20 protein-coding genes are annotated in these 19,615 nt (G+C 69.8%); 14 read left to right on the top strand and 6 right to left on the bottom strand.

Annotated features, from left to right (window positions below):
- The first annotated feature begins 33 nt into the window (after positions 1-33).
- Positions 34-663: a class I SAM-dependent methyltransferase gene (locus C1737_RS26110; protein ID WP_067920882.1), complete on the top strand. Its 630-nt coding sequence runs from the start codon at positions 34-36 to the stop codon at positions 661-663.
- 7 nt (positions 664-670) lie between these two features.
- Here C1737_RS26110 and C1737_RS26115 read toward each other — a convergent pair whose 3' ends face one another.
- Positions 671-1,384 carry an NAD-dependent deacylase gene (locus tag C1737_RS26115; RefSeq protein WP_102419819.1) on the bottom strand — a complete coding sequence of 238 codons (714 nt, stop codon included), beginning with the start codon at positions 1,382-1,384 and terminating at the stop codon, positions 671-673.
- 37 nt (positions 1,385-1,421) lie between these two features.
- Between C1737_RS26115 and C1737_RS26120 the strand changes: the two genes are divergently transcribed.
- Complete coding sequence (locus C1737_RS26120) at positions 1,422-1,787, top strand: GntR family transcriptional regulator (RefSeq protein WP_067277218.1); 366 nt, start codon at positions 1,422-1,424, stop codon at positions 1,785-1,787.
- A gap of 10 nt (positions 1,788-1,797) precedes the next feature.
- Here C1737_RS26120 and C1737_RS26125 read toward each other — a convergent pair whose 3' ends face one another.
- Positions 1,798-2,319, bottom strand: coding sequence for a DUF1697 domain-containing protein (locus C1737_RS26125; RefSeq protein WP_067916772.1), 522 nt, complete (start codon positions 2,317-2,319; stop codon positions 1,798-1,800).
- Between the two features lie 77 nt (positions 2,320-2,396).
- Between C1737_RS26125 and C1737_RS26130 the strand changes: the two genes are divergently transcribed.
- Both C1737_RS26130 and C1737_RS26135 read left to right on the top strand, forming a co-directional pair.
- Positions 2,397-2,840: a PPOX class F420-dependent oxidoreductase gene (locus C1737_RS26130; RefSeq protein ID WP_067916770.1), complete on the top strand. Its 444-nt coding sequence runs from the start codon at positions 2,397-2,399 to the stop codon at positions 2,838-2,840.
- Positions 2,841-2,877: 37 nt separating this feature from the next.
- A complete protein-coding gene (locus C1737_RS26135; protein WP_067916767.1) occupies positions 2,878-3,066 on the top strand; it encodes a DUF5302 domain-containing protein in 189 nt (62 codons plus the stop codon).
- 49 nt (positions 3,067-3,115) lie between these two features.
- Here C1737_RS26135 and C1737_RS26140 read toward each other — a convergent pair whose 3' ends face one another.
- Entirely contained in the window at positions 3,116-3,646 is a 531-nt protein-coding gene (locus tag C1737_RS26140; protein WP_233214823.1) for a nuclear transport factor 2 family protein, read from the bottom strand.
- A 117-nt stretch (positions 3,647-3,763) separates the two neighbouring features.
- On the opposite strand from C1737_RS26140, the gene C1737_RS26145 reads away from it, so the two are divergent.
- Both C1737_RS26145 and C1737_RS26150 read left to right on the top strand, forming a co-directional pair.
- Positions 3,764-4,336: an HhH-GPD-type base excision DNA repair protein gene (locus C1737_RS26145; protein ID WP_067916765.1), complete on the top strand. Its 573-nt coding sequence runs from the start codon at positions 3,764-3,766 to the stop codon at positions 4,334-4,336.
- 29 nt (positions 4,337-4,365) lie between these two features.
- Entirely contained in the window at positions 4,366-4,512 is a 147-nt protein-coding gene (locus C1737_RS26150; RefSeq protein ID WP_067277197.1) for a DUF1059 domain-containing protein, read from the top strand.
- A 65-nt stretch (positions 4,513-4,577) separates the two neighbouring features.
- Here C1737_RS26150 and C1737_RS26155 read toward each other — a convergent pair whose 3' ends face one another.
- Together C1737_RS26155 and C1737_RS26160 are read right to left on the bottom strand one after the other, a co-directional pair.
- Positions 4,578-5,756: a hypothetical protein gene (locus tag C1737_RS26155; RefSeq protein WP_199183012.1), complete on the bottom strand. Its 1,179-nt coding sequence runs from the start codon at positions 5,754-5,756 to the stop codon at positions 4,578-4,580.
- Complete coding sequence (locus C1737_RS26160) at positions 5,756-6,418, bottom strand: hypothetical protein (protein WP_102419821.1); 663 nt, start codon at positions 6,416-6,418, stop codon at positions 5,756-5,758. The genes C1737_RS26155 and C1737_RS26160 overlap by 1 nt, the downstream gene beginning before the upstream one ends.
- A 180-nt stretch (positions 6,419-6,598) precedes the next feature.
- On the opposite strand from C1737_RS26160, the gene C1737_RS26165 reads away from it, so the two are divergent.
- Positions 6,599-7,822 carry a mannosyltransferase gene (locus C1737_RS26165; RefSeq protein WP_233214861.1) on the top strand — a complete coding sequence of 408 codons (1,224 nt, stop codon included), beginning with the start codon at positions 6,599-6,601 and terminating at the stop codon, positions 7,820-7,822.
- On the opposite strand, the gene C1737_RS26170 is transcribed toward C1737_RS26165, so the two are convergent.
- Positions 7,819-8,103 carry a 4a-hydroxytetrahydrobiopterin dehydratase gene (locus C1737_RS26170; protein ID WP_068092817.1) on the bottom strand — a complete coding sequence of 95 codons (285 nt, stop codon included), beginning with the start codon at positions 8,101-8,103 and terminating at the stop codon, positions 7,819-7,821. The genes C1737_RS26165 and C1737_RS26170 overlap by 4 nt on opposite strands.
- A gap of 24 nt (positions 8,104-8,127) precedes the next feature.
- Between C1737_RS26170 and C1737_RS26175 the strand changes: the two genes are divergently transcribed.
- The 7 genes from C1737_RS26175 (at position 8,128) to C1737_RS26205 (ending at position 19,607) form a co-directional block, all read left to right on the top strand.
- Positions 8,128-8,532, top strand: a complete 405-nt coding sequence (locus C1737_RS26175) for a (deoxy)nucleoside triphosphate pyrophosphohydrolase (protein WP_067920975.1) — start codon at positions 8,128-8,130, stop codon at positions 8,530-8,532.
- A 377-nt stretch (positions 8,533-8,909) separates the two neighbouring features.
- Positions 8,910-12,617, top strand: a complete 3,708-nt coding sequence (locus C1737_RS26180) for a nitrate reductase subunit alpha (RefSeq protein WP_102419822.1) — start codon at positions 8,910-8,912, stop codon at positions 12,615-12,617.
- A 1-nt stretch (position 12,618) separates the two neighbouring features.
- Positions 12,619-14,241, top strand: a complete 1,623-nt coding sequence (narH, locus tag C1737_RS26185; protein WP_102419823.1) for a nitrate reductase subunit beta — start codon at positions 12,619-12,621, stop codon at positions 14,239-14,241.
- Positions 14,238-14,906: a nitrate reductase molybdenum cofactor assembly chaperone gene (gene narJ, locus C1737_RS26190; protein WP_102419824.1), complete on the top strand. Its 669-nt coding sequence runs from the start codon at positions 14,238-14,240 to the stop codon at positions 14,904-14,906. Before narH ends, narJ begins: the two co-directional genes overlap by 4 nt.
- Positions 14,899-15,630 (top strand): respiratory nitrate reductase subunit gamma, encoded by a 732-nt coding sequence (narI, locus tag C1737_RS26195; protein WP_067923494.1) that lies wholly within the window; start codon positions 14,899-14,901, stop codon positions 15,628-15,630. The genes narJ and narI overlap by 8 nt, the downstream gene beginning before the upstream one ends.
- A 152-nt stretch (positions 15,631-15,782) precedes the next feature.
- Positions 15,783-17,672: a translational GTPase TypA gene (gene typA / locus C1737_RS26200; RefSeq protein ID WP_199182946.1), complete on the top strand. Its 1,890-nt coding sequence runs from the start codon at positions 15,783-15,785 to the stop codon at positions 17,670-17,672.
- A 45-nt stretch (positions 17,673-17,717) separates the two neighbouring features.
- Positions 17,718-19,607 (top strand): ABC transporter family substrate-binding protein, encoded by a 1,890-nt coding sequence (locus tag C1737_RS26205; RefSeq protein WP_197516289.1) that lies wholly within the window; start codon positions 17,718-17,720, stop codon positions 19,605-19,607.
- Positions 19,608-19,615: the final 8 nt, after the last annotated feature.

Raw genomic sequence — 19,615 nt, forward strand, 5'->3', positions numbered from 1 at the left:
CCTGAGGCCGATTCGATCGGAAGGTTGACCTGTATGACAACGGCGGTGGACAACCCGTTCTTCGCGCGCATCTGGCCCGTCGTCGCCACCCACGAGACCGAGGCCATCCGCGCGCTGCGCCGCGAGAACCTGGCCGGGTTGTCGGGGCGGGTGCTCGAGGTCGGCGCGGGCATCGGGACGAACTTTCCCCACTACCCGGAGTCGGTCCACGAGGTGGTCGCGGTGGAGCCCGAGCCGCGGCTGGCGGCCCAGGCGCGGGCCGCGGCGGACGTGGTGCCCGCCCGGGTGTTGGTGACGGGGGAGACGGCGGAGGATTTCAGCGGCGGTGAGCCGTTCGACGCCGTGGTGTGCTCGCTGGTGTTGTGCTCGGTGCGCGACCCCGGCGGCGTGCTGCGGCGGCTGTATTCGTTGCTGCGCCCGGGTGGCGAGTTGCGGTACCTCGAGCACGTGGCGAGCGCCGGCGCGCGGGGCCGCCTGCAACGGATCGCCGACGCGACGGTGTGGCCCCGGTTGTTCGGCAACTGCCACACCCACCGGGACACCGAGCGTGCGATCGTCGACGCCGGATTCGAAGTCGGCGTTTCCCGGCGCGAGTTCACGCTGCCGGCGTGGGCGCCGATGCCGGTGTCCGAATTGCTGCTGGGCCGCGCCCGCAGGCCGTAGTCGCCGGCTACTTCAGCAGGGCGGGCAGCCGCTGCAGCAAGCCGGGCAGCGCCTGGCTCGCGGTCTCGCGGATGCTGATCGTCGCGTTCCGGGACAGCGGCGTGACCTCCGGATTGACCTCGATGACGGCCGTGCCGCGGGACAGCGCGAGCTCGGCCAGCCCGGCCGCCGGGTAGACGATCGCCGAGGTCCCGACCACCACCATCACGTCGGCGGCCTCGGTCGCCTCGACGGCGCTCTGCCACGGCGCGTCGGGCAACGGCTCACCGAACCACACGATGTCCGGCCGGATCAGGCCGCCGCAGTGACAGACCGGCGGCTCGACCTCGAGCGTCGGTTCCGCCATCTTGGGCAGCGCGCCGGTGTAAGGCATACCGCAACGGTCGCAACGGAATTCGAACAGGCTGCCGTGCAGGTGGTGGACCGGCATGCTGCCGGCGCGCTCATGCAGGTCGTCGACGTTCTGGGTGATCACGCTGACCTCGGCGCCGTCCTGCCAGGCGGCGATGGCGCGGTGCCCCGTGTTGGGCTGGACGTCGGCCACCAGGTAGTGACGCCACAGGTACCATCCCCAGACCCGCTCGGGGTTGTCGCGCCAGCCCTGCGTGCTGGACAGCTCGTAGGGATCGAAGCGGGCCCACAATCCGTTCTTGTCGTCACGGAAGGTCGGCACCCCGCTCTCCGCGGAGATCCCCGCGCCGCTCAGCACCGTTACTCGCATCCCACAAAGATAGCCGTGCTTGGGACATACTGAGGACGTGGAGCTGCGGGATTTGCTGAAGGTCGATGTGAAGGCGGGCAAACCGCTGTTCGACCAGCTCAGGACCCAGGTCATCGACGGCGTTCGGGCGGGCGCGCTCCCCCCGGGCACCCGGCTCCCCACTGTGCGCGACCTGGCCGGGCAGCTGGGCGTGGCGGCGAACACCGTCGCCCGCGCCTACCGGGAACTCGAGTCGGCGGCGATCGTCGAAACCCGCGGGCGCTTCGGCACTTTCATCTCCCGCTTCGACCCGACGGACGCCGCGATGGCCGCCGCCGCCAAGGAGTACGTCGAGGTGGCCCGGGCGCTGGGGCTGACCAAATCCGACGCGATGCGCTACCTCACCAACGTGCCGGACGACTGAGCGCGCCGTCTCAACGCAGCACCTTCGCCAGCGTGCGCAGGTTGCGCGTGGTGGTCGAGGACTTGTAGCGCGGCTTGCCCATCGTCTTGCCGATCGTGCTGTCCAGGGTGCCGCCCTTGGGCACCTGCCAGTAGATGACGCCCGCGCCGGCGCCGATCCTCTCGTGCGGGCCGGCATCCTCGCCCAGTGCGGCGAGTTCGTCGAGCGCGGCTTTGTCGGCGACGAACGTGACGTAGGACTGATAGCCGTCGACCTCCGGCTCGAACGGGTAGGCGTCGACGACGGCCCGCACCGTCGCGAGGTCATAAACGAGCACCCAGGCGTCGTAGCCAAACCTCTCGCGCAGCGCGGCCTCGGCCTTTTTGCGCACGGCGGCGGCACCGGCGGGTGACTGCAGCACGACGTTGCCGCTGGCCAGGATGGTGCGCACGCCCGTGAAGCCGGCGTCGGTGAATGCGCGCGCCACCTCGGCCATCTTGAGGTTGACGCCGCCGACGTTGACACCGCGCAGGAAGGCCGCGTACTCGGTCATGATCCGATTTCACCAGGGCGGCTCGCGCTGACCCGATCCGGGACCCGTTGCTGGACGCGCGACGTAGGCTTTCTCCCATGGGGCGCCAAGTCTTCGACGACAAGCTGCTGGCCGTGATCAGTGGAAACTCGCTCGGAGTGCTGGCCACCATCAAGCGTGACGGGCGCCCTCAGCTGTCGAACGTGAGCTACCACTTCGACCCGCGCGACCTGGCGGTGCGGGTGTCGATCACCGAGCCGCGCGCCAAGACCCGCAACCTGCGCCGCGACCCGCGGGCGTCCATCCTGGTCGACGCCGACGACGGGTGGTCCTACGCGGTGGCCGAGGGCACGGCGATCCTGACGCCGCCGGCGGCCGACCCCGGCGACGACACCGTCGAGGCGCTGATTGCCTTGTACCGCAACATCGCCGGCGAACACCCGGACTGGGACGAATACCGCCAGGCGATGGTCACCGACCGGCGGGTGCTGCTGACGCTGCCGATCTCGCACGTGTACGGCATGCCGCCCGGGATGCGGTAGCCGCCCGATTCCGGAGATCCCGGGCTAGGCTGCCGGTATGGCTGAACCCAAGTCTTCCGAGGCGCCGCAATCGGACGACGACACCAAGCGTAAGTTCCGCGAAGCCCTCGACCGCAAGATGGCCAAGTCGTCGGGCGGGTCCGACCACAAGAACGGCGCCGGCAAGCAGTCGCGTGCGCACGGACCGGTGGAGAACCGCCGTGAATTCCGCCGCAAGAGCGGGTGAGAGGCGCCGGGACGTGTTGTGCTACGACGGCTTTCGTCGCAAAGCCGGCTCAGCCGTTCGGCGGTGCGAATAGGCCCACCGACGGGTCGGCCTGGCCCGGTTGGCCGCGCAGGCTGCCCCGGGTGCTGGGGTGCCCGAAGTTCACTTGCGACGGGTCGTTCTGATAGGCCCAGTCCGCGACGATGGTGCGCCGGGTGAACTTCCAGCGGCCCTCGTGTTTGGCGTAGGAGTCCACGTACCGGCCGCCGATGACGACGTCTGAGTCGTGTTCGGGACCGGCGAAGGTGTGAAACACCAGGCAGTAGATTTCGCCGCGGGCGGTGTCACCCTCGATCACGAAGTTCGTCGTGGTGATGTTGTGTTGGGAGACAAGCACATACGGTTCCGCCGCCCGCAGCTGCGCGATGAACTCGTCGACGCCGCCGGTGGAGAACGAGCCGTGTGAGTCCGTCGCGTCGGGGTGGTACAGGCCGCGAAGCGTCGCATAGTCGGCGCGGTCGACCGCGCGGCAATAGGCAGTGACGAGTGCGTGCAGTTCGTCGCGGGCCAGCATCAGCGCCAACCGGGCCTCGTCCACCACCCGGTCACGATAACGCGGTGGTTATCTGCTGGTCGTCAGCGCCTTTCCGGTAGGTAGTCTGTCGACCACGGGGGACTTCGGGCTTAGGGTGTTCAGCGGAAAGGGAGGTCGTCGACGGTGACACTGTGGCTCGCTCAAGACCCCGAGGCCGACGCGCTGCTGGACGAGAACCCGTTGGCCCTGCTCATCGGGATGGTGCTCGATCAGCAGGTGCCCTTCGAGACGGCATTTGCCGGGCCCAAGAAGATCGCGGACCGGATGGGCGGCTTCGGTGCCCATGAAATCGCCGAGTACGACCCGGACAAGTTCGCCGCCCTGTGCGCGGAAAAGCCTGCGATACACCGGTTTCCCGGATCGATGGCCAAGCGGATCCAGGCCCTGGCGCAGATCATCGTGGACCGTTACGACGGCGACGCGGCGGCGCTGTGGACATCCGGCGACCCGGACGGCGCGGAGCTGCTGCGCCGCATCAAGGGGCTCCCAGGGTTCGGCGAGGTCAAGGCGCAGATTTTCCTGGCGCTGCTGGGCAAGCAGTACGGCGTCGACGTCGAAGGCTGGCGCGCGGCGGCCGGGCAGTTCGGCAAGGACGGCACCCACATCTCCGTCGCCGACATCGTCGACGCCCAGTCGATGGGCAAGGTGCGTTCCTACAAGAAGCAGATGAAGGCAGCAGCCAAGGCGGCGAAGTAGCTGGGTGACCAGAAGGGAAGGGCGGCAACGTGAAGACACACCTGACGTGTCCGTGCGGGGAAGCCATCGTCGGCAAGGATGAGGACGAACTGGTCGAGCTGACGCAGGCTCATCTGGCCAGCGATCACCCGGGCCTCGAGTACGACCGGGACGCGATCCTGTTCATGGCGTACTAGCGCCGACACTCCGGGCGCGCGTGTCCCGTGGGGGACACGCGCGCCCGGAACGGTGTCGGTGCGGCCTACGGCACCACCGTGGAGCCGATCGTGGGCATGAACTGGCACTGCTTTTCCTTGGTGGTGACCTGACCGAAGATGGTCGACATGATGCTGCCCGACCCGGTGTCGGCGATCGCGGTCAGCGTCGTCGGCCCCTCGGGATTGATATCGGTGCGCGGCTTGAGCGCCACCGTTCCCGACTTGCCCGTCGTCAGGTTCACCCAGGTGACGTTCAACGGCAGCTTCTGCACCTCGGCGGGGCCGGGCGTGCCGACGGCGGTGAACACGTAGGCGGTCTGCCCGGGCCCCGGCCCCGGCGTCGGGATCTTCGCCGGCCCCGCCACCGAGAGCGCGGTGGCGATCGCGGTGGTGCCGTCCGCCAGGCAATTGGTGCCGATCGAGGGATACATGAAGTCCTGCGTGGGCGGGGCGTCGGGGCCGAAACCCGGAGCCGCCGCGGGTGCCGCGGCGGGCGCGGGAGCCGGTGCGGTGTCCGGCGCCGGAGCGGCTGCCGGTGCAGCCTCGGGCGCCGGCGGCACCGGTACGGGCGCGGCCACGGGTGCGACGGTGCCCGCCGCCGGTGCGGACGCGGGCGGCGCGACCACCGACGGGGCGGCGGCCGGCGGGGCCGCGACCGGTCCCGGTCCGGCCGCGTGGGCCGGGTCGATGCCGGCCGGCAGGTGCGATTGGGCGCCCGGTTCGAAGCCCGCCGCGGGCGGGGAGGCGACCGGTCCGGGCCCGGCCGCGTGGGCCGGGTCGATGCCGGTCGGCAGGTGGGACTGGGCGCCCGGTTCGACGCCGGCCGGCGGCACGTGCGGCACCGGTGAGCCGTCCGGCAGGGCCGCGCCGGGCTCGGCCAGGAACTGGTTCACCGACGCGGCCACGTTGCGGGATTCGGTGGGCGCGCCCTGGTTGTGACTGAAGGCCTGCGCGGCGGCCATGAGGAGCTGAGTCGCCTGCGCCGGATTGCCGGCCGCCTGCTGAATGATCGGGCTCAGCTGCGAGAGCGCCGGCAGGCCCGGAAGTTCTTGAGTCGAGTTCGGTTGCGGCGCCGCCGGATCGGCTGCCGCGCTCGGGCAGAGCCCGAACGCGGCAGCCGATGCCGTGACGACAGCGGCCAAACCTTTGGACAGATTCCAAGTGGTTGCCACGGTGTGTCCTCCGGTCGTTAGGTGGTGGCGTTGGCTGTCTGGCGAACTGATCAGGGCAGGGCGGCGAGCAACGGCGCGACCGGGTTGGCCCCGGTTGCCGGTGCGGCCGGTGCGGCCGGTGCGGCGGGAGCCCCGGCCAGTGCCGGCAGGTCCTGCGGCAGGGTCATCTGCGCAGGCATGTTGACCGGCAGGTTGGGCAGGAACGCCGGCATATCGACCTTGGCCTGCGGGATCTGCGGGGCCGGCGGCGTGGCGGGGGCGGTCGGCGTCGACAGCCCCGGGATGGCCGGCAGTCCGGGAATGGGGGACGTGGCCGGGGCGGCGGGTACCGCGGGTGCCTGCTGCGTCAGACCCGGAATCAGGCCCTGCAGCCCCTGCGTCGTTGCAGGCGCGGACGGGGTCGCCGCCTGCGGCAACCCGGGAATCGAGGGCACGCCGGCCGACGTCGCCGGTGACGTCGCGGCGGCGGACGGAACGCCCGGGAAGGTGATACCCGGAGCGGCGGGTGCGGCCGGCGGGGTCGCACCCAGGGCGGTGGCGAGGTTCTGCAGGATCTGCGGCGCGTTGGCCGCCGAACTGATCAGCTGCTGCGGAATGTTCGGAATGGGCGGGGCCGGCACCGGGTCGGCGTGGGCGATACCGCCCGTGAGTAGGGCTGCGGACGAACCGACGACGACGGCCGCTGCACGCATGTAAGTCCAGATGGTTGGCATGACTCTCCCTGGTTGTGGAAAACGGGTCCGCCGCCGAAGTTACGTTGATACTGATGGGACTCAAGTGACACGTGTGGCATTTATTTGATCGTTATTGATACGAGTGACGGCGGTGACCGACGGGCCGCGACCAGGCCTGCCGATACCGCGCGGGCCCCGGCCGTCGCTAAAGTCGGGCGGATAGACACCACCTCGGCCCCCCCGGCGGTCCCCCCGCGCCGGCGGATCGCGGGTCTGCTGCGGGCGGCGGCGCCCGCGCTGCTGGCCGCCAGCGTCGCCGCGCGGCTCGCCTGGACCTATCTGACGCCCCACGGCGCGAACTTCGTCGACCTGCACGTCTACCTCGGCGGGGCCGCCGCGATCAACCATCCCGGCACGCTGTACAGCTACGTCTACGCCGACCAGACACCGGACTTCCCGCTGCCGTTCACCTACCCGCCCTTCGCGGCGGTCGTCTTCTATCCGCTGAGCCTGCTGCCGTTCGGCGTGGTCGCCTTCGCGTGGCAGATCGCGACGATGGCCGCCCTGTACGCGGCGATCCGGATCAGCCAGCGGTTGATGGGCGTTGCGACCGGCGCCGATGGCCACCGCACGGCCATGGTGTGGACCGCGGTCGCGATCTGGATCGAGCCGCTGCGCAGCACCTTCGACTACGGACAGGTCAACGTGCTGCTGATGGTCGCGGTGCTGGGGGCGGCGCTGACCGCGCGCTGGTGGCTGTCGGGGCTACTGGTAGGCGTGGCGGCCGGGATCAAGCTGACGCCCGCGATCGCCGGGGTCTATCTGGTCGGCGTGCGGCGCTGGGCCGCGGCGGCCTTCTCCTTCGTGGTGTTCCTCGGCACCGTCGGCGTGTCCGTCCTGGTCGTCGGCGATCAGACCCGCTACTACTTCACGAAGCTGCTGGGCGACGCGCACCGCGTGGGGCCCATCGCCACGTCGATCAATCAATCCTGGCGCGGCGGCATTTCCCGGATCCTGGGCCACGACGCCGGCTTCGGGCCGCCGGTCCTGGTCGCCATCGCGGTCACGGCGGTCCTGGCCGTCCTGGCGTGGCGGGCGCTGGAGCCCTCGGATCGGCTGGGCAAGCTGCTGGTGGTCGAGCTGTTCGGGCTGCTGCTGTCCCCGATCTCCTGGAGCCATCACTGGGTGTGGGTGGTGCCGCTGATGATCTGGGCGATTCACGGGCCGCCGCGCGAGCGCCCCGGCGCCCGGATCGTGGGCGGGGGCTGGCTTGCGCTCACCATCGTCGGCGTGCCGTGGCTGCTGCTCTTCGCCCAGCCGACCATCTGGCAGGTCAGCCGGCCGTGGTATCTGGCCTGGGCCGGCCTGGCCTACATCGTGGCGGCCGTGGCCACCCTCGTCTGGATCGCCGCCACCGGCCGGCGCGCCGGATTGAAGGGCTAGCCGCCGACGATCTCGTCGATGTCGCGCGCCATGGCCACGTCCTTGTCGGTGATGCCACCCTCGGAGTGCGTGACCAGAGCGAAAGTGACCGTCCGCCAACGAATGTCGATGTCCGGGTGGTGGTCTTTGCTTTCCGCGTGCTCGGCCACCCGGCGCACCGCATCGATGCCGGCGAGGAAACTCGGAAACTTGATCGAGCGGCGCAACGCGCCCTCGACACGCTCCCATCCGTTGAGATCGGGCAGTGCGGCGTCCACCTGCTCGTCCGTTAACACAGCCATGCCCCGACCGTATACCGTCTGGCCATGCCGACCCAGATCGTCGTCGCCGGCGCGATCATCCGCCGCGCCGCGGTCCTGGTGGCGCAGCGCGTCCGCCCGCCGGAGTTGGCAGGCCGCTGGGAGCTGCCCGGCGGCAAGGTGGCGCCCGGTGAGACCGAGCGGGGCGCGCTGGCGCGCGAACTCGGCGAGGAGCTGGGCCTGACGGCCGGCGACGTCGCGGTGGGCGACCGGCTGGGTGAGGACATCGCGCTGGACGGCATGACGCTGCGCGCCTACCGCGTGCGGCTGATCGGTGGTGAACCGCACGCCCGCGACCACCGGGCGGTGCGCTGGGTGACGGCCGCCGAGCTGCCCGGTGTCGACTGGGTGCCCGCAGACCGCGCCTGGGTCCCTGACCTGGTGCGGACGCTGTCCACGGCCGCCTCATAACAAGTCCACAGCCTTCCGGCAGCTGACATTCAGCGACGCAGAAGGTCGCCAAGGTGAACTTGAGATATAACGCAAACGTGAACTTGTAGTAAACGACTTGACCTGGAAGTGCGGTAGCGATCCATCGTCCCGCGGTCGCGGTGGAGGCGCCGGGCGCCTCCAGGCCCACAACACCTCATGCTGACAAGACGATTGTTCGTTGACAGGCCGCGCGCGGCGGAGGTGCGAGACCTGTCTGCCGCGCCCGGTGCCGGCTTGCGGACGCGCGCCGCCGATACCGATGACGGGCCACTCGACACGGTCCACCGTCACGCAGCTGCGGTCGAAGCAACGGCCCGCGCACGACTCGAGGCACCACGGACGAGAAGGGGTACCTGTTGACTGTCACACCACACGTTGGTGGAGCGCTCGAGGAGTTACTGGAGCGCAGCGGGAGGTTCTTCACGCCCGGCGAGTTCTCGGCGGACCTGCGCACGGTGACGCGGCGGGGCGGCCGGGAGGCCGATGTCTTCTACCGCGACAGGTGGAGCCACGACAAGGTGGTGCGGTCGACCCACGGGGTCAACTGCACCGGCTCCTGCTCCTGGAAGATCTACGTCAAGGACGGGATCATCACCTGGGAGACCCAGCAGACCGACTATCCCTCGGTGGGCCCGGACCGCCCGGAATACGAGCCGCGCGGGTGTCCCCGCGGGGCGTCGTTCTCCTGGTACAGCTACTCGCCCACCCGGGTGCGCTACCCGTACGCCCGCGGCGTGCTGGTCGAGATGTATCGGGAAGCCAAGGCGCGCTTGGGTGACCCGGTGCTGGCCTGGGCCGACATTCAGGCCGACCCCGAGCGCCGCCGTCGCTATCAGCGGGCCCGCGGCAAGGGCGGCCTGGTCCGGGTGACCTGGGCCGAGGCCACCGAGCTGATCGCCGCCGCCCACGTGCACACCATCAAGGAATACGGCCCGGACCGGGTCGCCGGGTTCTCCCCGATCCCGGCCATGTCGATGGTGTCCTACGCCGCCGGCTCGCGGTTCTTCGAGCTGATCGGCGCCCCCATGACGTCGTTCTACGACTGGTACGCCGACCTGCCGGTGGCCTCACCGCAGGTGTTCGGCGACCAGACCGACGTCCCCGAATCGGGGGACTGGTGGGACGCGGCGTATCTGATGATGTGGGGCTCCAACGTGCCGATCACCCGGACCCCCGACGCGCACTGGATGGCCGAGGCGCGCTACCGCGGCACGAAGGTGGTGACCGTCAGCCCGGACTACGCCGACAACACCAAGTTCGCCGACGAGTGGATGCCGTGCGCGGCCGGCACCGACGGGGCGCTGGCCATGGCGATGGGCCACGTCATCCTCTCCGAATGCTATGTGCGCAAGGAGGTTCCGTTCTTCGCCGACTTCGCGCGCCGCTACACCGACCTGCCGTTCCTGATCAAGCTCGAAGAGCGCGGCGACATGCTGGTGCCGGGCAAGAATCTGACCGCGGCGGACCTGGGGGAGGCGGTCGAGAACGCGGCGCTCAAGCCGGCGGTGTTCGACGAGGCGAGCAATTCCGTTGCCGTCCCGCACGGGTCCCTGGGGTTCCGCTACGGCGAGGACGGCGTCGGGAAGTGGAATCTCGACCTCGGCGGCCTGATGCCGGCGCTGAGCGTGCGAGACCCGCACGGCGCCAACGGCGACGGCGCCACCGCGCTGGTGCACCTGGCGAGCTTCGACACGGTCAACGGCGAGGGCGCCACCATCGCCCGCGGCGTGCCGGTGCGCCGGGTCGGCAAGCACCTGGTCTGCACCGTGTTCGACCTGATGCTCGCCCAGTACGGGGTGGCACGCCCGGGGCTGCCCGGTGACTGGCCCACGGGCTACGACGACGCGACCCAGCAGAACACGCCGGCGTGGCAGGAGGCGATCACGGGTGTGTCGGCCGCGCAGGCCATTCGCGTCGCCCGCGAATTCGCCCGTAGCGCCGAGGAATCCGGCGGCCGGTCGATGATCATCATGGGCAGCGGGATCTGCCAGTGGTTCCACGGCGACGCGATCTACCGGGCGGTGCTCGCGCTGTTGATGCTGACCGGCTCGATGGGGCGCAACGGCGGAGGCTGGGCCCACTACGTCGGCCAGGAAAAGGTGCGCCCGCTCACCGGGTTTCAGACGATGGCGATGGCCACGGACTGGGTGCGCCCGCCGCGACAGGTGCCGGGTGCCTCCTATTGGTACGCGCACACCGACCAGTGGCGCTACGACGGCTACGGGGCCGACAAGCTGGCCAGCCCCCTGGGCCGGGGCCGGTTCGCGGGCAAGCACACCATGGACCTGCTGGCCTCGGCGACGGCGATGGGCTGGAGCCCGTTCTATCCGCAGTTCGACCGGTCCAGCCTGGACGTCGCCGACGAGGCCCGCGCCGCCGGGCGCGACGTCGCCGACTACGTCGCCGAGCAGCTCCGCGACCGCAAACTCAAGCTCTCCGTCACCGACCCCGACAATCCGGTCAACTGGCCGCGGGTGCTGACGGTGTGGCGGGCCAACCCGATCGGATCGGCGGGCAAGGGCGGCGGGGACTTCCTGCGCCACCTGCTCGGCACCGATTCCAACGTCCAGGCCGAGCCGCCGGCCGACGGGATACCCCCCGCCGACGTGGGGTGCCAGGGCGACATCCCCGAGGGCAAGCTCGACCTGATGATGTCGATCGACTTCCGGATGACCTCCACGACCCTGGTGTCGGACATCGTGCTGCCGGCGGCGACCTGGTACGAGAAGGCCGACATCTCCAGCACCGACATGCACCCGTACGTGCACGCGTTCAGCGCCGCGACCGATCCGCCCTGGGAAACCCGTTCGGATTTCGAGGCTTTCGGTGCGATCGCGCGTGCCTTCAGCGGTTTGGCCAAGCGGCACCTGGGCACGCGCAGCGACGTGGTCCTCACCGCGCTGCAGCACGACACGCCGGACGCGATGGCCTATCCGGACGGCACGGAAGAGGACTGGTTGCACACTGGCGCGACACCGGTGCCCGGGCGGACGATGCCCAAACTCACGGTGGTGGAACGCGATTACGGCGCCATCTATGACAAGTGGCAGACCCTGGGCCCGCTGGTCGACACGTTCGGGGTGACCACCAAGGGCATCACGGTGCATCCGTTCCGGGAGGTCGAGGAGCTGGCGGCCAAGTTCGGCGTGATGAATTCCGGTGCGGCGGCCGGGCGTCCGGCCATCACCACCGCCGCGCGGATGGCCGACGTGCTGCTGCTGTTGTCCGGAACCACCAACGGCCGGCTCGCCGTCGAGGGCTTCCGCGAGCTGGAGAAGCGGACGGGCCAGCGGCTGGCCCACCTCGCCGAGGGCAGTGAAGAGCGGCGCATCAGCTATGCCGACACCCAGGCGCGTCCGGTCCCGGTGATCACCAGCCCCGAGTGGTCGGGCAGCGAAACCGGCGGGCGCCGCTACGCGCCGTTCACCATCAACATCGAGAACCTCAAGCCGTTCCACACGCTCACCGGACGGATGCATTTCTACCTGGCCCACGACTGGGTCGAGGAGCTCGGCGAGCACCTGCCGGTGTTCCGCCCGCCGCTGGACATGACGCGGCTGTTCGGCCAGCCGGAGCTCGGCCCCACCCCGGACGGTAACGGCGGAATCGGTCTGACGGTCCGGTATTTGACGCCGCACTCGAAGTGGTCGTTCCACTCCACCTACCAGGACAACCTCTACATGCTGTCGCTGTCCCGGGGCGGCCCGACGATGTGGATGAGCCCCGGCGACGCGGCCAAACTCCAAGTCCGTGACAACGATTGGGTCGAGGCGGTCAACGCCAACGGCATCTACGTGTGCCGGGCCATCGTCAGCCACCGCATGCCCGACGGGGTGGTGTACGTCTACCACGTGCAGGAGCGCACGGTCGACACCCCCCGCACCGAGACCAACAACAAGCGCGGCGGCAACCACAACGCGCTGACCCGCGTCCGCATCAAGCCCAGCCACCTCGCCGGGGGCTACGGCCAGCACGCGTTCGCCTTCAACTACATGGGACCGACCGGCAACCAGCGCGACGAGGTCACCGTGGTGCGCCGTCGCAGCCAGGAGGTGACGTACTGACATGAAGGTAATGGCGCAGCTGGCGATGGTGATGAACCTCGACAAGTGCATCGGCTGCCACACCTGCTCGGTCACCTGCAAGCAGGCGTGGACCAACCGGTCCGGCACCGAGTACGTGTGGTTCAACAACGTCGAAACCCGGCCCGGGCAAGGCTATCCGCGCACCTACGAGGACCAGGAGCGGTGGCGCGGCGGTTGGATACGCGACAAGAAGGGGCGGCTGCGGCTGCGCGACGGCGGCCGGATCCACAAGTTGTTGCGCATCTTCGCCAACCCCCGTCTGCCGATCATCGACGACTACTACGAGCCGTGGACCTACGACTACGAGAACCTGACCACCGCCCCCGCGGGCGACACGTTCCCCACCGCCGCGCCCAAGAGCTTGCTGTCCGGCGAGCGCATGAAGATCTCCTGGGGACCGAACTGGGACGACAACCTGGCCGGCTCACCGGAGATTCTGTCCGGCGACCCGATCCTGAAGAACGTCAACGAGGACGTCAAACTCGCGCTCGAAGAGACCTTCATGTTCTACCTGCCCCGCATCTGCGAGCACTGCCTCAACCCCTCGTGCGTGGCGTCGTGCCCGTCGGGCGCGATGTACAAGCGCAGCGAGGATGGCATCGTGCTGGTCGACCAGGACCGCTGCCGCGGCTGGCGGATGTGCGTCTCCGGATGTCCTTACAAGAAGGTCTATTTCAATCACAAGACCGGAAAAGCCGAAAAGTGCACGCTGTGCTATCCGCGGATGGAGGTCGGGTTGCCGACCATCTGCTCGGAGACCTGCGTGGGGCGGCTGCGGTATTTGGGCCTGGTCCTCTACGACGTCGATCGGGTGCTGGAGGCGGCCTCGGTGGAGAACGAAACCGACCTCTACGAAGCGCAGCGCCGAATCCTGTTGGACCCGAACGATCCCGACGTGATCGCCGCCGCGCGGGCGGAGGGCATCTCCGACGAGTGGATCGAGGCCGCGCAGCGCTCGCCGGTGTACGCGTTGATCAATCACTACAAGGTCGCGCTGCCCCTGCACCCGGAATACCGCACCATGCCGATGGTCTGGTACATCCCGCCCCTGTCACCGGTCGTCGACGCGGTGAGCCGCGACGGTCACGACGGGGAAGAGCTGGGCAACCTGTTCGGCGCGCTGGACGCGTTGCGCATCCCCATGCAGTACCTGGCGGAACTGTTCACCGCCGGTGACACCGCCGTGGTCGAGGGCGTGCTGCGACGGCTGGCGGCGATGCGCTCCTACATGCGTGACATCAACCTCGGGCGCGAGACCCAGCCGCACATACCGCATTCCGTCGGGATGACCGAGGAGCAGATGTACGAGATGTACCGGCTGCTCGCCATCGCGAAATACGAAGAGCGGTATGTCATTCCGACCGCGTTCGCCCCGCAGGCCCGTGACCTCGAGGACATGGGTTGCTCGTTGACGGGCGACGGTGGCCCGGGCATGTACGAGTCGGGCGAGCCGGTCCCCGTCTCCGTCGAGACGTTCCACGCGCTCAAGCGGCCCGGCGGCGAGGCGGCCGCCGACGGCAACGGCCGGCGGCGGGTGAACCTGCTCAACTGGGACGGGCGCCAGGTACCCGCCGGCATGTTTCCCGAAGAGCAGAAGAGGTGAAGCTGCTCACCGGCCGCCGCGGGCGGGCCGACACCCTGCAGGACCGACTGGTGTGGCAGTCGGCGTCGTTGCTGTTGGCTTACCCCGACGACGAGCTGCCGGCTCGGCTGAGCACCGTCGGGGAGCTGCTCGCTCACCTCAACGGGCCCGCGGCGGAGCTGCTCGGCCAGACCGTGGCCGCGCTGCGCGCCCGCGAGCCGATGGCCGCGGCGATGGACTACGTCGCGACGTTCGACATGCGGCGCCACTGCACGATGTACCTGACGTACTGGACCGCCGGGGATACCCGCAACCGTGGCCGGGAGATGCTGGAGTTCGCCACCGCCTACCGGCAATCGGGGGTGGCGCCGCCGTGCGCCGAGGCGCCCGATCACCTGCCCGTCGTGCTCGAGTTCGCCGCCACCGTCGACCCCGAGGTGGGGCGGCGGCTGCTGACCGCGCACCGGGTCCCCATCGACGTGCTGCGCGGCGCCCTCGCCGACGCGAAGTCGCCCTACGAGCCCAGCGTGGCGGCGGTGTGCGCGACGCTGCCCGCCGCGACCGACTCCGACGTGCGCCGCGCTGAGCGCCTGGCGAAGGCCGGGCCGCCCGCGGAAGCCGTTGGGCTGCAACCCTTTGACTTGACGGTACCGCCCCGACGCGAAGGAGGAGCGCGGAGTGTTTAGCAACGTACTGTTCTGGGATATCGCGCCGTACGTCACCCTGACGGTGTTGATCGTCGGCACCTGGTGGCGCTACCGCTACGACAAGTTCGGCTGGACCTCCCGCTCCTCGCAGATCTACGAGTCGCGGCTGCTGCGGATCGCCAGCCCGATGTTTCACTTCGGCATCCTCGCGGTTTTCGCCGGGCACGTGATGGGCTTGTTCATCCCGCCGCGGGTGACGCACATGTTGAAGCTGAGCGACCACGCGTATCACCTGCAGGCGGTCATCGCCGGATCACTGGCGGGCTTCGCGGCCCTGGCCGGAATCGGGCTGCTGATCTACCGGCGGTTCACCCGCCCGGCGGTGTCCATGGCGACCACGCGCAGCGACAAGGTGATGTATGTGGTGCTGGTGCTGGCCATCGTGGTGGGCCTGTACTGCGACCTGATCGGCACCGGCCCGCACGGCGGCGAGTTCCATTACCGCTACACGGTCGGTCTGTGGTTCCGCCGGATCTGGATCCTGCAACCGCACGGCGAAGTGATGATCAACGCGCCGCTGGACTACCAGCTGCACGCGCTGATCGGCATGGTGCTGTTCACGCTGCTGCCGTTCACCCGGCTGGTGCACGTCTTGAGCGCGCCTGTCGCCTACCTGTTCCGGCCCTACATCGTCTACCGCAGCCGCGACGAGGCCGGACAGGGCGAACTGGTTGGCGCGGCGCCCCGCCGAAGGGGCTGGTAGGCGGGCCGGCCGCCGGGTGTGCGCTGAGGGCTTTCCGGGTGCGCTCAGGGCGGCGACACGCCGCGGCGGGCCGCCCCCGACGCACACCGGACCGGGCGCTCGCCCGCCTGCCAGTTCGCTTTGTCATGCCCCCCGCTGCCACAATCACCGACGTGCCATTCCGTAACGTCGCCATCGTCGCCCACGTCGACCACGGCAAAACGACCCTGGTGGACGCGATGCTGCGGCAGTCGGGGGCGCTGCACCACCGCGGCGACGACACCCAGGAACGCATCTTGGACAGCGGTGACCTCGAAAAAGAAAAGGGCATCACCATCCTGGCCAAGAACACCGCCGTGCATCGCCACAACCCGGACGGAACGGTGACGGTCATCAACGTGATCGACACTCCCGGGCACGCCGACTTCGGCGGGGAGGTGGAGCGCGGCCTGTCCATGGTGGATGGGGTGTTGCTGCTGGTCGACGCGTCCGAGGGGCCGTTGCCGCAGACGCGGTTCGTGCTGCGCAAGGCGCTGGCCGCGCACCTGCCGGTGATTCTCGTCGTCAACAAGACCGACCGGCCCGACGCGCGCATCGCCGAGGTGGTGGAGGCCAGCCACGACCTGCTGCTCGACGTCGCCTCCGACCTCGACGACGAGGCTGCCAAGGCGGCCGAGCACGCGCTGGGCCTGCCGACGCTGTACGCGTCCGGCCGGGCCGGCATTGCGAGCACCGAACAGCCCGCCAACGGCGAGGTGCCTTCTGGCGACAACCTGGACCCGTTGTTCGACGTGCTGATGGAGCACATCCCGGCGCCGTCCGGTGACGCCGAGGCGCCGCTACAGGCGTTGGTGACCAACCTCGACGCGTCGGCGTTTCTCGGCCGGCTCGCGCTGATCCGCATCTACAACGGCAAACTGCGCAAGGGCCAGCAGGTCGCCTGGATGCGGGAGGTCGACGGCCTGCCCGTGATCACCAGCGCCAAGATCACCGAACTGCTCGCCACCGAGGGCGTCGAGCGCAGCCCCACCGACGAGGCCGTGGCCGGCGACATCGTGGCGGTCGCCGGCCTGCCCGAGATCATGATCGGCGACACCCTGGCCGACCCCGAACACGCCCACGCGCTGCCGCGGATCACCGTCGACGAGCCCGCGATCTCGGTGACGATCGGCACCAACACGTCGCCGCTGGCGGGCAAGGGATCGGGCCACAAGCTGACCGCGCGGATGGTGCGCGGCCGGCTCGACCAGGAGCTGGTGGGCAACGTGTCGATCCGGGTCGTCGACATCGGCCGGCCCGACGCGTGGGAGGTGCAGGGCCGCGGCGAGCTCGCCCTGGCGGTGCTGGTCGAGCAGATGCGCCGCGAGGGTTTCGAGCTCACCGTCGGCAAGCCGCAGGTGGTGACCCGCACGATCGACGGCAAGCTGCATGAGCCGTTCGAGGCGATGACCATCGACTGCCCGGAAGAGTTCGTCGGCGCGATCACCCAGCTGATGGCCGCCCGCAAGGGCCGCATGGAGGAGATGACCAACCACGCCGCAGGCTGGGTCCGGATGGATTTCATCGTGCCCAGCCGCGGCCTGATCGGGTTCCGCACCGATTTCCTGACCATCACGCGCGGCACCGGGATCGCCAACGCCGTGTTCGACGGCTACCGGCCGTGGGCGGGGGAGATCCGGGCCCGCCACACCGGTTCGCTGGTCTCCGATCGCGCCGGAACCATCACGCCGTTCGCGCTGATTCAGCTTGCCGACCGGGGCCAGTTCTTCGTCGAACCCGGCCAGGACACCTACGAGGGCATGGTCGTCGGAATCAACCCGCGCGCAGAGGATCTCGACATCAACGTCACCCGGGAGAAGAAGCTCACCAACATGCGGTCGTCGACGGCGGACGTCATCGAGACCCTGGCCAAGCCGCTCGAGCTCGACCTGGAACAGGCCATGGAGTTCTGCGCGCAGGACGAATGCGTCGAGGTGACCCCGGAGATCGTCCGCGTGCGCAAGGTGGAGCTGGATGCCACGACCCGGGGGCGCAGCCGGGCGCGGGCCAAGGCGCGGGGTTAACCGCGCGTGCTCGGACGGGCCGTTGGGGGGCTGCTCGTTACCCTGATCGGCATGCCGAGACGAGTACGCCGTTTCTTCGTGACGGTCGGCGTGGTCGTCTCGCTGGCCGGGCTGGCGCTGGCGGCGTGCACGGTCAACCCCCCGCCGGCGCCGCAGAGCACCGACACTCCGCACAACTCGCCACCGCCGCCGCCGCGGCCCACCCAGATCATCATGGGCATCGACTCGATCGGCGCCGGCTTCAATCCGCACCTGTTGTCCGATCTGTCGCCGGTGAACGCGGCGATCAGCGCGCTCGTGCTGCCCAGCGCGTTCCGGCCGGTGCCCGACCCCGGCACCCCGACCGGCTCGCGCTGGGAAATGGACCCGACCCTGCTGGAGGCCGCCGAAGTCACCAACGAGAACCCCTTCACGGTGACCTACAAGATCCGGCCGGAGGCGCAGTGGACCGACAACGCGCCGATCGGCGCCGACGACTTCTGGTACCTGTGGCGGCAGATGGTCAGCCAGCCCGGCGTCGTCGATCCGGCCGGCTACGACCTCATCACCGGCGTGCAGTCGCTGGAGGGCGGCAAGCAGGCGGTGGTCACCTTCGCCCAGCCGTATCCGTCCTGGAAAGAGTTGTTCAGCAACATCCTTCCGGCGCACATCGTCAAGGATGTGCCGGGCGGGTTCGCGGCCGGGTTGGCCCGCGCGCTCCCGGTCACCGGCGGCCAATTCCGGGTGGAGAGCATCGATCCGCAGCGCGACGAGATCCTGCTGGCCCGCAACGACCGCTACTGGGGAACACCGGCCAAACCCGCGCTCATTCTCTTCCGGCGGGCGGGCGCGCCGGCGGCGCTGGCCGATTCGGTCCGCAACGGCGACACCCAGGTGGCCCAGGTGCACGGCGGGTCGGCGGCCTTCGCGCAGTTGTCTGCCATCCCCGACGTGCGCACCGCCCGCATCGTGACGCCCCGGGTGATGCAGCTGACGTTGCGCGCCAACGAGCCCAAGCTGTCCGACGCCCAGGTCCGCAAGGCTGTCCTCGGGCTGCTCGACGTCGACCTGCTGGCGGCGGTGGGCGCGGGCAGTGACAACACGGTCACACTGGACCAGGCCCAGGTGCGGGCGCCCAGCGATCCCGGCTACGAGCCGACCGCACCGCCCGCGATGACGACGCCGGCGGCGCTGGGGTTGCTGGAGGGCTCGGGCTACAAGGTGGAGGGCAACGCTTCGGCTTCAGCGGGGTCGCCGGCGCCGACACCGGCGAACAGCGGCCCGCCGGAGGTCATCCGCGGCCGCATCAGCAAGGACGGCCAGCAGCTGTCGCTGGTCATCGGCGTGGCGGCCAACGACCCGACGTCCGTCGCGGTCGCCAACACCGCGGCCGACCAGTTGCGCAACGTCGGCATCGCCGCCAGCGTGCTGGCGCTGGACCCGGTGACGCTGTATCGCGACGCGCTGAACAACAACCAGGTGGACGCGATCATCGGCTGGCACCAGGCGGGTGGGAACCTGGCGACGCGGTTGGCGTCGCGGTACGGCTGCCCGGCGCTGCAGGCGACGCAGGTGCCGACGCCCACGGGGCCGACGAGCACCTCGGCCGGACCCAAGACCACCGGGCCGGGAACCTCGGCCACCACGCCGACGTCGACCCCGCCCAGCCGCCCGGCGGACCCCAACGCGTTGGTGCAGGCGCCGTCGAACCTCACCGGGATCTGCGATCGCAGCGTGCAGTCGAACATCGACGCCGCGCTCAACGGCACCAAGAACATCAACGACGTGATCACCGCGGTCGAGCCGCGACTGTGGAACATGTCCACCGTGCTGCCGATCCTGCAGGACACCACGATCGTGGCGGCCGGCCCGAGCGTGCAAAACGTCAGTCTCACGGGCGCGGTGCCGGTCGGCATCGTCGGCGACGCCGGCCAGTGGATCAAGACGGGCCCCTGAGCGGTCCC

This window comes from Mycobacterium sp. 4858, assembly GCF_900240975.1.
In the GTDB taxonomy this organism is placed as follows: Bacteria; Actinomycetota; Actinomycetes; order Mycobacteriales; family Mycobacteriaceae; genus Mycobacterium.

Coding starts and splice junctions, on each gene's coding strand:
- C1737_RS26160 (WP_102419821.1), bottom strand. CDS start 6,418: ATGCCAACCATCTGGACTTACATGCGTGCAGCGGCCGTCGTCGTCGGT.
- C1737_RS26175 (WP_067920975.1), top strand. CDS start 8,128: ATGCCGACCCAGATCGTCGTCGCCGGCGCGATCATCCGCCGCGCCGCG.
- C1737_RS26115 (WP_102419819.1), bottom strand. CDS start 1,384: ATGCGAGTAACGGTGCTGAGCGGCGCGGGGATCTCCGCGGAGAGCGGG.
- C1737_RS26110 (WP_067920882.1), top strand. CDS start 34: ATGACAACGGCGGTGGACAACCCGTTCTTCGCGCGCATCTGGCCCGTC.
- C1737_RS26170 (WP_068092817.1), bottom strand. CDS start 8,103: ATGGCTGTGTTAACGGACGAGCAGGTGGACGCCGCACTGCCCGATCTC.
- C1737_RS26135 (WP_067916767.1), top strand. CDS start 2,878: ATGGCTGAACCCAAGTCTTCCGAGGCGCCGCAATCGGACGACGACACC.
- C1737_RS26125 (WP_067916772.1), bottom strand. CDS start 2,319: ATGACCGAGTACGCGGCCTTCCTGCGCGGTGTCAACGTCGGCGGCGTC.
- narH (WP_102419823.1), top strand. CDS start 12,619: ATGAAGGTAATGGCGCAGCTGGCGATGGTGATGAACCTCGACAAGTGC.
- C1737_RS26130 (WP_067916770.1), top strand. CDS start 2,397: ATGGGGCGCCAAGTCTTCGACGACAAGCTGCTGGCCGTGATCAGTGGA.